The sequence below is a fragment of the Endozoicomonas sp. genome, from assembly GCF_031844845.1.
Taxonomy (GTDB): domain Bacteria; phylum Pseudomonadota; class Gammaproteobacteria; order Pseudomonadales; family Endozoicomonadaceae; genus Endozoicomonas.
In genome coordinates, this window is record NZ_JAVRMB020000323.1 from 1 (window position 1) to 15,362 (window position 15,362).

Annotated in this window: 16 protein-coding genes and 1 pseudogene; 11 read left to right on the forward strand and 6 right to left on the reverse strand. The window is 43.5% G+C overall.

The features are described 5' to 3' along the window. Window positions 1–171, forward strand: a pseudogene (locus tag RM811_RS17880) (IS110 family transposase); the annotation flags it as partial. Window positions 172–441: 270 nt separating this feature from the next. Continuing rightward, window positions 442–564: a hypothetical protein gene (locus tag RM811_RS17885; protein ID WP_402527037.1), complete on the forward strand. Its 123-nt coding sequence runs from the start codon at window positions 442–444 to the stop codon at window positions 562–564. Between the two features lie 338 nt (window positions 565–902). Here the strand turns inward: RM811_RS17885 and RM811_RS17890 are convergent, their stop codons facing one another. From RM811_RS17890 to RM811_RS17900, 3 genes are all read right to left on the reverse strand, one after another. Continuing rightward, the gene (locus tag RM811_RS17890; RefSeq protein WP_402527039.1) at window positions 903–4,427 is read right to left on the reverse strand and encodes a hypothetical protein; all 3,525 of its coding nucleotides are present in this window, start codon (window positions 4,425–4,427) and stop codon (window positions 903–905) included. Beyond that, the gene (locus RM811_RS17895) at window positions 4,424–4,759 is read right to left on the reverse strand and encodes a hypothetical protein (protein WP_402527041.1); all 336 of its coding nucleotides are present in this window, start codon (window positions 4,757–4,759) and stop codon (window positions 4,424–4,426) included. Before RM811_RS17895 ends, RM811_RS17890 begins: the two co-directional genes overlap by 4 nt. Window positions 4,760–5,168: 409 nt before the next feature. Next, entirely contained in the window at window positions 5,169–5,438 is a 270-nt protein-coding gene (locus tag RM811_RS17900) for a type II toxin-antitoxin system RelB/DinJ family antitoxin (protein WP_402527043.1), read from the reverse strand. Window positions 5,439–5,661: 223 nt separating this feature from the next. Between RM811_RS17900 and RM811_RS17905 the strand changes: the two genes are divergently transcribed. From RM811_RS17905 to RM811_RS17945, 9 genes are all read left to right on the forward strand, one after another. Beyond that, entirely contained in the window at window positions 5,662–6,147 is a 486-nt protein-coding gene (locus RM811_RS17905; RefSeq protein WP_402527045.1) for an outer membrane beta-barrel protein, read from the forward strand. A 222-nt stretch (window positions 6,148–6,369) separates the two neighbouring features. Then, window positions 6,370–7,038 carry a hypothetical protein gene (locus tag RM811_RS17910; RefSeq protein WP_402527046.1) on the forward strand — a complete coding sequence of 223 codons (669 nt, stop codon included), beginning with the start codon at window positions 6,370–6,372 and terminating at the stop codon, window positions 7,036–7,038. A 190-nt stretch (window positions 7,039–7,228) separates the two neighbouring features. After that, a complete protein-coding gene (locus RM811_RS17915; protein WP_402527048.1) occupies window positions 7,229–7,429 on the forward strand; it encodes a helix-turn-helix transcriptional regulator in 201 nt (66 codons plus the stop codon). Between the two features lie 38 nt (window positions 7,430–7,467). Further along, window positions 7,468–7,866 carry a hypothetical protein gene (locus RM811_RS17920; RefSeq protein WP_402527050.1) on the forward strand — a complete coding sequence of 133 codons (399 nt, stop codon included), beginning with the start codon at window positions 7,468–7,470 and terminating at the stop codon, window positions 7,864–7,866. Beyond that, entirely contained in the window at window positions 7,856–8,812 is a 957-nt protein-coding gene (locus RM811_RS17925; RefSeq protein ID WP_402527052.1) for a primase-helicase zinc-binding domain-containing protein, read from the forward strand. Before RM811_RS17920 ends, RM811_RS17925 begins: the two co-directional genes overlap by 11 nt. Next, window positions 8,812–9,183, forward strand: a complete 372-nt coding sequence (locus RM811_RS17930; RefSeq protein ID WP_402527054.1) for an AAA family ATPase — start codon at window positions 8,812–8,814, stop codon at window positions 9,181–9,183. Before RM811_RS17925 ends, RM811_RS17930 begins: the two co-directional genes overlap by 1 nt. After that, complete coding sequence (locus tag RM811_RS17935; protein WP_402527056.1) at window positions 9,068–9,955, forward strand: AAA family ATPase; 888 nt, start codon at window positions 9,068–9,070, stop codon at window positions 9,953–9,955. Before RM811_RS17930 ends, RM811_RS17935 begins: the two co-directional genes overlap by 116 nt. Window positions 9,956–10,118: 163 nt before the next feature. Further along, window positions 10,119–10,712 carry a hypothetical protein gene (locus RM811_RS17940; RefSeq protein WP_402527058.1) on the forward strand — a complete coding sequence of 198 codons (594 nt, stop codon included), beginning with the start codon at window positions 10,119–10,121 and terminating at the stop codon, window positions 10,710–10,712. 151 nt (window positions 10,713–10,863) lie between these two features. Then, window positions 10,864–11,214 carry a Rha family transcriptional regulator gene (locus tag RM811_RS17945; protein WP_402527059.1) on the forward strand — a complete coding sequence of 117 codons (351 nt, stop codon included), beginning with the start codon at window positions 10,864–10,866 and terminating at the stop codon, window positions 11,212–11,214. 122 nt (window positions 11,215–11,336) lie between these two features. On the opposite strand, the gene RM811_RS17950 is transcribed toward RM811_RS17945, so the two are convergent. The 3 genes from RM811_RS17950 to RM811_RS17960 form a co-directional block, all read right to left on the reverse strand. Beyond that, on the reverse strand, window positions 11,337–11,897 hold the full coding sequence (locus tag RM811_RS17950; RefSeq protein ID WP_402527062.1) for a recombinase family protein: 561 nt from the start codon (window positions 11,895–11,897) through the stop codon (window positions 11,337–11,339). Window positions 11,898–12,387: 490 nt separating this feature from the next. Further along, complete coding sequence (locus RM811_RS17955) at window positions 12,388–13,077, reverse strand: Abi family protein (RefSeq protein WP_402527064.1); 690 nt, start codon at window positions 13,075–13,077, stop codon at window positions 12,388–12,390. A 718-nt stretch (window positions 13,078–13,795) separates the two neighbouring features. Continuing rightward, window positions 13,796–14,716, reverse strand: a complete 921-nt coding sequence (locus RM811_RS17960; RefSeq protein ID WP_402527066.1) for a hypothetical protein — start codon at window positions 14,714–14,716, stop codon at window positions 13,796–13,798. Window positions 14,717–15,362 lie beyond the last annotated feature (646 nt).

Below are 15,362 nucleotides of genomic sequence, written 5' to 3' on the forward strand. Positions count from 1 at the left end.
GCCAATTTGCCACAATGCCTTATCGCTATTGAAGCTTGCGGAGGATCACACTACTGGTGCCGTAAGTTTACCGAGCTGGGTCATGACGTTCGCATCATTGCCCCCCAATTCGTGAAGCCTTACGTTAAGTCAAACAAGAATAATGCTGCTGATGCCGAGGCTATTTGCGAAAAAGCTGGGGTCACGAAAAAGCTGGGGTCAGGTCTTTCTTTTTGAAAGGGAAAACAGGACATCCACTAATCAAGGGTGAAAGCTTCAGAAAACGTTGGTTCAATTCGTATTATTAGTAAATTTATGGATGTCCTATTTATTCACTATTCATTCAGTCCTATTCATTCAGTCCTATTCATTCATACTATTCATTCCGCCTATTCATTCTTGATTGGTCAGATTAACCGTCTCTTCTCTGCGGGCTTTGGATCAGACCCGGATGAGACGTATATGTTTGGGTTTGTTTACAGCCCGGACGATGAGTTGATCGGTATATCTTTCGCGACAATGGAAAGCCTGCGGGATGAAGACAGCGACGACAGTAACGCGAGGATTTATACGTTCACCTCATGATATAGTGTGGTGCGTCCGGATGTTTTAATTTTGAACCCGGAGCCTATCTAAGTGCCGTTGCTTATTTAAGGAGCCGAATGCTACAACTGGCGTTTGATCTTGGCATTGGGCAAGCAATCGCCAGAGCTATTTCAGTCTTCAGTGCTAAAACCTTTTACAGGCTTGGGTTCTACAAACATGATGAACTGTAAGATGTTATGACAATGCCGGGAGGTCTTCCGTTTCTGCGCTTTGCGATACGATACGGAAGTAAAAAACCTCCCTGTCTCTTGTGGGTGTTGCCATGATCATCATTTTCTGAATATATCGGAGCGGAGAACAGGATATTCATAAAGAATTTATGGGTGTCCTTTTTGTTCTTCTTTTTGTTCTTTTTGTTCTTTTTGTTCTGCTATTTTTGGGGTGTATCGCTCAATACTTGCTATCATGGCATCGGGTGAGCGGTTATTTTTTTTAATTTTTTCGATACCGGGTTGTAAGCTGTTTCGCAAAGTAATCACTCCAGAATGCGGGACAGGGTAGCATTGGAAATCATTCAAACTATGGGCCAGATTACTTAGCCGGCTCACCAGTCGAATTCCAGCCTGGTAATATATATTTTTATCACCTTCTATGGCATTCAGATACTCCCTAACTTCAATCAGAATTTTCTCAACGCAGGTGGGCACTTCTTGATCATTAACAATAATCACCGAAGAATCGGATGAAACAGTATAAGCAATGGATAACATAAACAGAGAGATCACTGTGTAGTTCAATTCTTTTTGACTGACGTTACTATTGTGACAAATAATCCAACAGTTTTTTAACAGCAACCAACCAAGGCGGTCAAATAAGAGTTCTATATTATTGGTATACTTAAGATCCGCATTTTCCAGAAAATCAAAAAGAGCACGACTGTATTGATGAAAATCATTAGTTACGCACAGGTTTAAAAGGTAACTGTCTAACGCATAGATCCTGAAATTAAAGTTTTGATAGTTAGAGCGTTCTATAACAGATACCGATTTTTTTTTGCCATGGAGTTTAACCTGCCATTCTGGTTTGAGGATATCTATCTGCTCTGATTTTTTTGATGGAGTGTAACTTGCGATATGTGTTTTAAGGATCTTATTTACTCTGGCCAGGATGTTTTCAAAAGAGATTACATCTGAACGCATGATCGTTTCTGAAATCATCGTTATATCAGGTTGAACAGCGCTACTTCTCGGACTGGCGCCATCAGCAAATATTTTTTCCCCACCTGCCAACTTGTTTGCATTGTTTGTTGATGGTCCGGTCTGACTGGTCCGGATGATTTTGGATGGTTCCCTGTTCTTCTTCACCTTTGGGTTTTTATATTCAGTCACTGCCTGTAGTGTCGTATCCGTTAAAGGTGGGGCGGAATCGCCGTTTTTTTCAGCTATCCCCTTATCAATCATGATCGATTTAATCTCCTTAAGAGAACACTCTAAGGTTGGAAGATACTCTTCGGTAAAAATTCTTTTGTCCTGATAATAAGCAATAGCCAGAGTCAGATGTTGTTGTGCGAGGCTCAGGAAATCATCATTGCCACTAACTGCCTGATGGTAGTAACACAAACCAAGATTGACATTAACGTGAGAAGGGTTCTGACTGTTATGAGATCCTTTTCTAATAAGATTAAAGCAGGTAATCGCTTCGTCATACTCTCCAATTTGTTGATATATCCATCCCTTGAGCCATAATCTCTTTGAGTCGGCTTTATTATTGGCTGATATATTTTTTAATGTTTTATCATATCCATAGGTAAGAAGGTTGCTGGCATCAACGGGTAAAAAATTTCTCCCTTTACTCAGGCCTCTCACCCTGTCTTGCCTGATCTTTTCATGAATAGTACTGGATTTAGATGGATTGTCGTACTCGTATAAAGCTATTAAGAATAATTCAATGCTCGCCAGATCATCATCTACATTATCAAGAAGCATACCTTTCGAATTAAAGGTATGTCCGAAGGTTATCATATCATTGTCAAAATGGTAGGGCGTCGGGTTTCGGGCAACCGATAAATGATTTAAGGCAATATCGGGTAAATAATATTCCCGATGGTTTAACAATAGCCATGCACTATACGCTCTCCCCAGAAGGTGTCCTTGTTTCGTTAGAGCCACCAGAGAAGGTAGAAATTCTGTCTCTTTTTTTATGATGAGTGACAATGATTGCCATCTAGCCATAGATATAAAGAAAATTGACTGATTCATTACAAATAAAATATCAGATTTTATTAATGATTCTTTGATGCATATTAAATGATCGAGAGTGGTTTTTAACTCATTAGCACGGAAAGTGAAAGTGCATTCGGTGCTTTTTATTTCTCTAGAATGATCTGATTGTTTTTTTTCCTGGCCCCTTTGTTGTAAATTCTGTGATTGTAAGTAATGCTCTCTATTTATATAAATTGTTTTGCTGACGTTAATTATTTTGTCAGTAATGGCTGTCTCTTCTGGTTCAATTGATTGCGAATTTTCTAATTTGGTTGATAATAACGTCCAATACTGTCTGATATTGATAAGAGCAAAAGCAAGAATGGAATTCAAAACGTGGGCTGATATGTCTGTGATACGGATTGTTTTTAGGAGGTCACAGGCTAAATCCATGGTCAATCCATTAAAATTTGAAGCGTGTAGTTTATCCAAACCAAGCCCTGTTACTAATTTTACAAAACCCGATATTTCCTCCATTCCTATATCCTCCAGGGATACAGATCCTGTCAGTTGCCTGGATAATTCATCTTTTCTCTTTCTGATAGAGCTGGCAAGTTGTTCTGTTTTACACTTAAAAAGAATAGTGGTTATTCTATTGGTCATCTCTGCTAATGTATCGCTGGTGTTGCCATCATGGTGTGACTGTTCATTTTCTACGGGCAAAACCGGTGATTCATAAGCATCTTTACCTTGACTACCGCGCTGCAGAGAGTTTGTGACAGATTCTGTTGGCGGAGGATTCTCAGCATTTACTTCGCAGTGGCGTGAATTAAAAACAAAGCTATGTATGAGCGAGTTTAAAAGATATGGCGTATTGATATCCTTAGAGGTCATTAAATTGGCAAGAGCCATTGTAGTTTTTAAAGAATTTTGGGACTGTTGTTTTGTTAGAGAGAAGTTAACATTTAAAAAAGAAAAATTAAGCCAGTCAAAATATACTATTGATAGTATGTGCAGAATCAGAAATACCTCATAGTGATTAGCTTTAGATAGAATATCTATTAATGCTTGTTTTAGAGTTGTTTGATGTTTTAAGCTAGATTTATTTGAAATGAAATGAAAAATTGATGTGATTAATTTATTCGTTATTCTGTCGTTAACGCAAAGATCATGTTTGCTTTTTAAAATACTGCAGTCTGTTATTATTGTGGTCCTCAGTTGTATAAGCGAAAATTTGAATATGCTTTCAATAAAGGTTATTTTATTTGTTCTATCTATTCCTTCTAAAAATAAACCTATTAAATGGTTTATGATATTTGACTTGGCTTTGATGATTCCGCTTCGTTTCAGATGCGTTTCCATGACACTTCTGCTTGATAATATATCGTTCTCCAGAGAGGTGCGTGCGTCCGCTGATAATTTGTCAACCAGTCGTTCAGGGTGTTTGATGCAATTTTCAAGACAGAACAGAAATGTATTTTCCTGAAGATCTTCCTGATTGCGAATGGGCGGGATACCAGCCTGTTGGGTTAACCGATAACGGGTTAAAGGCTTTCGTTCATTCCCTGTTTGGTGTGGGATTTTTGCATTTACTGTGCTCTGTTGGGTTGCTCTGGCTCCCCCCACTGTTTTTTTTTCTTGTTCTCCGGGTTGTTTGGATACGGGCTTTGGATCTATTGCACCGTTTGCGCTGTTAATCATTTGTCGTTGATACCTTTATTCCAGCTATAACGAATTGTTGGCTGGTTATTTTCCTGATGATTATTTTGGACAAAGCGTTCGAAAATAAGTTCCCTGGATTTCTGGCAAGAGGTACGTCTGAGCCTTCGGATTAAACCGGATTCCGGGTAACTCGCCAGTGAGACAGCGCCGCCACTGTAGTCGATCTTGCCGACCTGAACGCCTGCATTGGTTTCAGTGCTGATTTTCTTATAGACCGAACCATCCCGATCAAAGTAGGTTTCACCATTCCATGAAAAGACGACACTACCGGGAAGGAGGACGGTGTTCTCCATCAAGGGCAGCAGCAGCAATTCCCGCTCTTTATACGCCGATGCTCGTTTAAAAGTTAATTTTCACTTACCTCGCAAACCAGTTTAGATAAGCGATTTATGGATTGTAAGCAGATTATGCTAAACAAAATTTGACAGCAAACTGTGCGAACAGTGCCGATCATGCAGCGATCTTGCACAGGTATACGACAGTGAAACCAAATGATATCAAGGGGTTGGTATTTAGTTTTTTATATCACCGCACAATTTTTTCATTATCAAATTTGTGATTTAGTTATATGACGCTACAATCCCTATTTTCAAAGGGGTAAAAATTATTTCATGCCAACTTTAACGAGAATTGACGTGTAATCATCGGGAACTGCTGGGTCTTTACCCTGTTTCTTTACTCGCTTCAGGTCCTTCTCGAAACGTCGGGTAAATACCGGCGTTAACATTCATCAAGGCCCAGTTTTTTACAGAAATCTTTCAGGTCTTTACAATGCACCAGGTCTTCGCCCCGGTCAGTCGCCTCGAAAGTCTTTCGGGTTTCTTCATTAGGGATTCTGACCGGGAAAGGTAATCCCCTGTGCAGCTGCACCTGTTTATAAAAAAGGGTGATGGCCTCCGTGGTGGTCAGGCCAAGCTGCTGAAACACGGTTTCAACGTCGGACTTTAAATCCTCCTCCATTCTGGCTCTCACCGTGGTATTTCTGTTCATTTGAAACCTCCGCTGAGTAATGACCTCAAGTGTAGCTCACTTGGGCTATAGCTGCCCATCACCTGTGGATAACCAAAAAAAGCTTACCCCCGGTTGCCGGGAACCTGAGAATGGGGGGGGGAGCCATCTTGTTTTCCATATCATCAGTTCCGGACCGCTCATGGCGAACCTCCTCATGTTATGGACTATCGATCACAGGCAATCATGAGATTACGGTTTCACTATGGGAAGTGAGATTACAGAGAAATGTGATACGCCACGGGAAAAATATTCTGAAGAGCACGAGCAACGCTTTGAAAATAGCACTGAGCCAATGCAATATAATTTATCCATACAAAACATAAGGAAATGTGCGATGAGATTGGTAGCTGCTTTTTGCTTACTTTTAACCGGCTCTGTTTTTGCCTCAGAAAGTGGCTTTTATGTGGGAGGTAAATTCGGGGTTGAATCTGTGACCAATAAGTTGGAATCATCGTCTGTCACTATCGATTCCATTGGTAGCGAGGGTACCCTTTATGGCGTATTTGTTGGTTACAATATACCTATCTCTTCGGACTTATATTGGGGGGTTGAGCTGGAGCATTTGTCGCACGATGTAGCCGCAGCGTATGAGGATGATGGCTATAAAGCGGAAATTTCTTTAGAGAATGAGTACGGCGTTGGTCTTCTGTTTGGGAATAGATTCAGTGATAACGTTAATATCTATTGAGCCCAAAGATTGTCTGGCTAGCCTTGAGCCTGGTTTTGGTTTTGGTTTTTTCAACCATGGAATATCTGACCCAAGCCTTAAAGCTAAGTTATACCAAGCCCAGACCTTTCTTGGCTTGCTGAAAAATGAGCTGTCTAACCCAGTAAGCTGGTAATCGTAAATCTGTTTGCCATTGTCAAAGATCATAAAAGCGTACCAAAAAACGTCACCATATCTGATCAGTTGGTAGCGTTTGATGATCAAGAAGCGTTTAGTATTTCATCATTACACCCTGATGCTTTGGCGAACAAAGATGTTATTGAGTTCACTGACGCCAATGGGGTTAGATACCTTTCCTATAAAAGTCCACCTGAGTCTATTAGGGCAGAGCTTAGTGCAGGGCGCTTGGAGGCTAGAGAACTTACCACAGTAACCACTGAATCTCTGGGTGAATGGGTAAGAATGAAGGGGATTGATTCGATTTTTTCCGGTCTGACGGAACTTGACAACCGACGGCCGAATTATCAGGACCGTGATATTCCGTGCCTGCTGGAAGATATAGTCAAAATTGATACTGATTTTTTTGGAACCGAATTGAACACCTGTCTTAGTACTCTTCTTCATTTGTGCAACGAGGGGTCAGTAGGCAGAAGTACAAAACAGGTAGTACAAGAATACTTAGAAGAAGTATATGGAATTAGACCGGAGTCAGGCCAAAGTGAGCGTATTGCAACGATATTGAGTCGAAAAGACTCACCAGCGGCATACAAAGAAGGCACAAAAGTGATCACTGAGCCATTCAATGAATATATAGACAACAAAGAGGAGGGCGCTCAATCATCACAGGCATTTAAAAAGCGACAACAGACTCTGTTTCATGCCTCATGGAGTTCAAAATCGCCCAAGAATTAAAAAAATAATATTTAGTTCAGAGCATACCCCCCCTATCTAAGCCCAGTAAATATCTGGTCTACACAACCATGCCCCCCGGTATAAACCAACCATGCCCCCCTGTATCAGGGGGTTTGGAACTCCCTTTTTGGCTGTGTTTATTTATTCCTGTGAGCCAAGGAAAGCTATGGCTAACCACAGGAGATGATACATGCCCATAGATAAAAAAACGCACATCCTTTTGAGCCGTTCAGAAGTACTCGATCGCTATGGCATCGGTAATACGACGCTCTATCGCTGGCTTAGTGATGGCCGTTTCGTAGAACCCATACGTTTTGGCCCACGATGCATCCGCTGGAAACTGCAAGACCTCGAAGCATGGGAACAACAGCGACAGGATGCCGCTGAATAGCCTTCTTAAATACCACCCATATTATACAGGGAGATGTAATGATGAAGCCCCCATCCAAACGTGAAGCCCTTTTGCTGGAGCTATTGATCGCTGGTCGTAAAGGCATTAGCCAGCTCGACATCTTGAGCTCCAACAGGTTTCAGCCTCATCAACGACGAGACCGTTACTGCTCATGGAATCTTAGCTCCGATATTTCAAAGCTCCGCAGGGAGTACGGGCTTAGCATCACCAGGCAAACCGAAGCGTACAAATCTAATTCAGGCAGGGTCGTTACCTGCAAGCGATACCGTATTCCGGATTGTGCTTCTGCCCAGAGGATCGTGAACCTTATTAATAGACTCCGTCGTCTAAGAAAAGCACCCCTTATGGAGTGCAAAAGGTCTTCTTACCTGGTCTCAGAGTTTGCAGGACCAGAGGTGATGACGAATGAAAAATGAACGGTCAGAGCAGGTTAAACTGGCCGCGTATGGTCAGTGGGATATGATCCTGCAGAATCTGTGTGGTTTGTCAGATAAGGAAACTATACCCACCAAGTCAGGCATGCCTTGCCCCAACTGTGGCGGTCATGATCGGTATGAATTCAAGTCAGCAGATGACGGCTATCATATGTGCCGTGGCTGTGGTGCAGGCGACGGGTTCTGTATGGTGATGAAGTTATTATCCTGTTCGTTTCCCGATGCTGTGAAGCGGGTTGAGCAATTGCTGGGTTTGACTCCGGAAACCAGTTATATGGAAACGGAAGTTCTGCGGAGGAATCATCAGAGCGCTCTACAGGCAAAGGCAGTTGCACAGGAAGAGAGGGTACGTTCACAGTATGAGCAGGCGAAACAGGCGGCCCATCGTCTTATGCAAGGTGCAGCCCCTGCCAATCCTGACCATCCCTATCTTGTCAGTAAACAACTACCGCCGTTTGATCTGTTGCAGGATCAGGGCAACCTGTTGATCCCTCTGTTTGATGAGAACCACAACCTTGTGAACATTGAGCGCATTGCTCCTGATGGCCGTAAACGCGGCCTGAAGGGAGGCCTGCGTCGTGGTGTTTATCACCGTTTTGGTGAACCTTCCTGGACGGTACTGATTGCTGAGGGTTGGGCATCTGCTGCCAGCATTTACCTTAGTGAAGATTGTGCCTGTCGGGTCTATGCCGCCATGGGTAAAAGTAATCTTGAAGCTGTGTGTCAGGTCGCCGCCAGACAGAATCCTGAAAGCCGCTTTGTGGTGGTTGCAGATAACGATACACATCTGCCAGATAATCCGGGTGTTCATCAGGCACTGGCGGCCGCTTATGGCATTGGTGCAGGGCTCATAATTCCCGTTATGGAGAGCCAGACAGGCGGTGTTGACGCCTCAGACATCTATACCAGCAGAAGGGATATCACATAATGGCAAAGCTGGATCAGTACGTTCAAGTAACCGCAGAAGATGTTACCAGACTGGTTACGTCCAGTGGTGCTGCAAATACTACCGACGACAACTCCGCAGAATACAAACAGGCCTTTCCCATGACTATTGGGTCTGATGGATACGATGCCAGGATGGCCTATCTGATCAAGGAGTATATCCCCGCAGAGTCGTTTGGTGTGATCTACGGAGCCTCCGGAAGTTACAAGTCCTTTCTGGCTATCAGTCTGGCGTGCCATGTTTCGTCCGGCAGTGGCTGGAATAAGGCCAAAGTACAGCAGGGATTGGTATTTTTTATTGCCGGGGAGGGGGGGGATTGGTGTCCCAAGGCGGATCAAAGCCTGGGAGGATGAGTATAACCAAGGCGAAAAACTGCAAAACCTGTATGTGATTAACCAGCCTGTCTATCTGGTGAATGAAAGCAGTGTGCAACAGCTCATCAACACCATTAAAGCTACATCCCGTGAGCGTGGCATTGAGGCTTCGTTAATTGTGGTAGATACATTAGCCCGATGTTTTGCCGGTGCCGATGAGAACAGTACCCGTGATATGAATAACTTTATCGCTGGTTGTGATCGGATTAAAGCAGCTACCCGAGCAACGGTCATGGTTGTTCACCATACGGGTAAAGATATAGAAAAAGGTGCCAGGGGGAGCAGTGCATTACGAGCAGCTTCCGATTTTGAATATGCGGTAAAGCGTACAGACGACGGAGGCGCTTTTATCCTTAGTTGTACCAAGTCCAAAGACGACAGAGAGCCGGAAGCGCAGCTATTCAACCTTAAATCCCGAACTATTTTTGTTGACGAAGAGGGGGATGAGGTCACTTCACTGACTTCGGAAAAAGAGGGTATACCACTGCCCGGTGAGTATGATACCCCGCCCAAAGGCAAGAATGTTACCGCTAACCATATCGCTGTCTGGCAGTCGGTACGCAGCCGTCTGGCTAAAGACGAACCCACCACAAGGGCGATGATTAAAGATGATCTTATAGCCATGGAATTTGACAAAGATCTGGTCAGGAAGAAACTGGGAGGCTGGATCAAGAAGCTGATCGATGATGGCTGTCTGATGGAACGTGAGGGGTCATATTACCCGACAGATAGCGAGTTTGAAGGGTGCTGAATCTGGTGTTAGACAGATCGTGTGACATGGGTTGAGGGCAGTGTCACACTTTCTGTTTACTAAGTACCTGAAAAGTGGGGACACCAGAAAATGAGCAATGGTTTTGACGGGAAATGTCTTTTTTCGTAGGGATTCAGGTTCTACCAGGGAGGTGGGGTTCATTATGGGTGGCTATAACAGCGGCAAAAAAGGCAGTGGTGAAAAGAGTGTTGAAGACTTCTATTCGCTGGACGTTTGCTGGCTTTATCAACAAGGGATGCTGAAACCCGGTAAGCGGGGCATCGTGAGATTGGGTAATGACTTTGCGGTCAAAGTGAAGTGTAAGGCTAAATTCTGGGGCTGGCAGCAGTGCCTTTATGTCTGGTATCCGGTATGGAACGAGGCAGGGAAAATTGAGACCAGAGAACAGGTCATCGGCTTTGAAATGGTCAGCACCCTCAATGGCAAAAGTCAGCGGCCTTATTTTTTCTGCCCAATGCTCGAAATTCGAGCTGGTAAGCTGCTAATGGGAAGCAATGGCTTTGCTCATCGCAAATGGTACGGTCCACTATACCATGGCCAGACGCTTGGGCATTTTGACCGGGCAATCAGGGCCTGCAGGGTTATCAGGAACAGGTTGGGCAGTGCTGAAATGGAGTTTGCCACTGACAGGCCTGACAGGCCTAAAGGAATGCACCAGAGCACATATCGGAAGTACCTTGAAAAACACGCCAGAGCCGCTTTGCCTGCTCTTGCTTGTATGGGGGGCACGTCGTGAATGTTGATTAACAAATGAGGCGGTTAACAAGCCCATTTCCAGTGTCAGTAATAAACCAGTATCGACAGTAGAATCAATATCAAGCCTTGAACGAACCTTTCTGGCTGGACTGTCCTTGTGGGGACGTTCAACGAACCTATAAAAGGACTTAATGATGAATGACATTGTTTATATAGATCAAGGCCAACTGAAGACCAACTCAGTCTTACTGGCAGACCTGTTTGGTTGCCATCACTGCGATGTCTTGAGACGTCTGAACAGCCTTGTTTCAACCGGTTATTTTAACGAGCGAGACTTTGTGCTCATTAAATACACCGATATTAAAGGCCAGCAAGGTGCTATGTATGAGTTGACCGATCGGGCTTTCCTGATCGCTACGTCCTTTATCGGTGGCGTAAACTTGAAAGAAGGGCAGTTAGCATTAGTAGATGCCTTTCTGGAAAAGAGAGCACTGCTCAATGCTCAGCACCAGGCAAAACAAATCACCCGTAGTATTCACTGAAAGTGAACATGCCCGAAAGAATTCAATGTTAGCACTGCTTCAATGACCACACAGCCAGTTCCAGAAAGAGTTGCAGGGCTTTGCCATGGAGGATGTCCGAACGGGGGTGAGTAATATCAGTTTCACTGTTTGCTGGTTAACAGGTTATAAAGAGTCTGCCTGCTGACCCCATACTCCTGGGCCAACGCTTTTTTCTGTTCTCCGGCAGCCACTCGATCCTTGAGTTCTTCCATCTGTTCAGAAGACAGCTTTGGTTTCGCCCCAATCTGCTTACCCTGTTTCCTGGCAGCAGCAATACCTTCCCGTTGTCGTTCACGGATCATACCGCGTTCAAACTCGGCGAAGGCTCCCATCATCTGGAACATCAGCTTGTGCATCGGGTTGCTGTCACCGGTAAAGATCAGGTTCTCCTTGTGGAACTGGATGCTGATGCCCTGCTCGGTCAGGTCTTCAACCAGTGTTTGCAGGTCTTTCAGGCTGCGGGCAAGACGATCTATAGAGTGGACATGCAGTTGATCACCTTTACGCAAATGACGCAGGCAGGCCTTTAATTGAGGCCTGTTGGTATCCTTGCCGCTGCAATGATCTTCAAAGGTCGTATTCAGCTCGATGCCATCAAGCTGGCGAGCGGTGTTCTGGTCAACGCTGCTGACTCGGATATATCCGACGTTCTGGCCTTTCATACTGCTACATCCTTTACTTCTTATTTGTGTAAAGGAAAAACTAGACGCTGCTTTACGATCTGTCCAATTGATCAGAAATAAGCTTATTGGACACGGTAGATCAATTACTTAGGCGGGGCTGTGAATGTGTCCAGCAAGTACACTCATCTTTACAGATGAAACTGGGCTTGGGGCTGACTGGAGGCTAAAGAGTGAATACCAAAGGGGAAGGGTTCCACGTATACCGGACATGGGACTTCCCCAGTGCTTTAGACCGTTCAACCACTGCGCGCGGACACTGGTGAGTATGGGCTGAAGGGTGGCTAGTGGTATGTTTCAATATGAGGCACTATATGTTGTGTTTGGGTCGTATTGACTTTAAAATAGTTGCCCGATTTTTAAATTGCGTATTGACTTAGTTCATAGGTGAGCTAAGATTCTCGGTAACACGACCTCTTTCGACTGAACCGCATGCGGGAATGTTGCTAAGGGGTTTTTTATTGCCTGCTATTTACCACTCCCAAGTTTCCCACCCATCAATTACCCCCATACCATAGAGATTAAGCCCGAGATGATCCAGTTTCGGAAATTCAGACATATGTTTCGATAGCCTTTGAAACCACGAAGAACCCGGATTTATTGTCACCATCAAATGCTGGGCTATACAGAGCAAAAAGAAGGCTCTGAACTGCGCATGTTCATTGCTCCGGAAATGCTCAACAAATGTAATCTCGCCTCGTGAAGTAAGCTTTGGTTTGTCGATAATGTTGCGATTCCACAGGCGGCTATGGTGGGCGCACAGGTTTCTGAGATAGTTCAGCCCCCGCAGCCAGGAGGCGAAATGGCGACCATTTTTAACACCATACTTAACCGAAATTGCATCCTGATCTTCCAGCCTCATACCACTGTATAGCGTAGACAGGGTGCCAAAATCCCAAACCTCGCAGGTAATCCAGATCGGTAGCGGTAGGCCATATTGAGCCTTGTTATGTTTGATAAATTCCTCTTTTGACCGGTTGATGAGTTTGGCGTGGCGCCTTAACCAGTCTTGATGTTGGGTCAGCTTGGTTTTGGGGTTGATTACCGAGGTAAATTTGTCAAAAAACAGAGCCGGGTTTACATAAGCAAATGAGTCTTTTTCTCCGAGGAAATGGGAAATATCGACCCGTAATGCAATTTCAATCCTTTCCAGTGCATCCATGGCCAGCATGCAGGTCGGAGACTAATTGGCGGATTTTACTTTTATTTTTAAGAATGTTAAGGGCATCATCGAAAATATTCATAAATCTGATTCTCTGCGTCATGGTGGGGTAACAGAGTATTCTACCTCAATCAGATAGTTTGTTACCATCGTCCATATAAAAACACGGGTAACTGTTGTATGTCATCCAGAATATTACCCTTTGAAGATAGGTTTAGCCTTTGCTGTGGGCACTGCCTTCAGCCACTCATTGGCTACAAAACAGATCGGGAATTGTGGGGATTGGGTTGCCCGGATGTTTTGTCGCCGCCATATATTCGGAAGTCATCTCATACGCTATATGAGGCATGTATCTATGTTCTGCTTCAGCCAGACTTACCGGGATGATTAGGACAGGACTTGTGGGTGGTAACGCACATTAATGGCAATCACTTGTGGGTTCTGGAAAGGGTCATTGGCAAGGAGATCGGTACAATTGGCAGGTGGTAGCATTGTCAGCATTGTCAGAGGTGTAATAATCCAGACTTGATAATAGTGCAACCTAATATGAGCAAGAGAGTGCTAGATCAAGTCTTGGCAATTACATTTAAATAATTTCCAATATGGTGAACTATATATTGGTACAACTTCCGCAATGTAAGTATTTTACATTGCGAAATTTCTGTGTGTCGGAGTTACGATAATTCATTGAGGGAATTATTGATTTACCCAAAATGGTTTAATAAATATCTGGAGTTTTTTCACGTTTCGCATACGCCTCTGCATATTTTGGATTCATATTTGCTCCATACAAGCTATTAAACAAAGAATTTGTCACGTAATCTAGATCAGGGCCATCTTTTTCCATAAAGATAAAACGATTTATTATAGTGCTAGCTGTGCCGGATAAAAAACTTCCCGTTGAAAACTTATAACCTCCACTACGATCTAGCTTTTGTGCTGACAACATTGTTTTTATTTCTTCTTTTAGTTCGCTGGCAGAACCGAGGAAAATATCAGGTTTTGCCATATAGCTACATCGTGTTAGATCTAACAATACTGGGTCACTTTCCTCCTTACTTTTGAAAACCAAGCACGAGTGACCAACCACTCGTGGAGTCTCTTTAATATCACTTAACAGTCTAGATTCAGGCAATAAGGAATAACTACCTAAATGATGTTTACTGATAAGCAATCCAACACTATATCCCAAAGATAAGACATTGCTATCATGACTAAATACTTCGAATATCGGCGAATTGATGTACATGCTATTGTTTGTCCGGTTATAGATTTTATCCATTCTTCCCGTAGAGGGGATTTTTTCCTTTGTATGGATCAATTCTTCGCTGTATGGTTCGACAAATTTAAGATCAAGCTCTAAGTTTAACAATTTTTTTTGAATATAACTGATTAATGCCGTAGATTTGGAGCTACATTGCCGCTCCCGAATAGGCTGAGTTAATAACTGGTCAGTTAATTTTTCCTCCTGACGGCTGGATGTACTAATTCCACCTAGAGCAACATTTTCTAATGATGCCGCATGCTTTTGGGCGAATGATGGCTTTTTATCAGATAATTCTGAATAAGGGGCAGTATTGCTATTACCATTATCATGTGGTTCAGCTTGACTACGAATAGAAGGTAATGAAGTTTCCATTGAGCACCACTCATACTTGAAGAAACAGGTGATCTATTGGACAACCTCTGAAGATAAAAGTTTCCTTAATCAAGATTACAAGTACAAAAGGGAAATTAATAATAGCTTATAATTTAGCCTGCGCTGTGGACACTGCCTTCAGCCACTCATTGGCTACAAAACAGATCGGGAGTTGTGGGGATTGGGGTGCCCGGATGTTTTGTCGCCACCATATTTTCGGAAGTCTACACATACCCTTTACGAGACAGGTATCCCTGTCCTACTTAAGCCTGATTTTTCGGCTACGACCTGTAGGGCTGGTCTGGTTTTGATACATATCACCGGCCAGTATTTGAAGGTTATGGAACGAGTTATTGGTAGGGGAGGGAGGAATCTTATTAGGAATATAACAGTGATTTATAGGATCAGTGGTTTGGTTTCAGAAACTGATCAGGCTATTGATGAGCCTGCATGTCATTACAACATTACGAATGAGTGTAATTCATCCAAAGGGTTTAACTGCTGAGCAGATTGTTGGGATGGTTTCTCAGCTAGTTAAAGCGACTTTATTTCAGGGCAGGCGATATAATGCGAAGTAGCCATTTATTGTTCCAAGTTAGTGGCTACCCCCATATGTGCATATATTATTTAAAGCATATTCTGACGG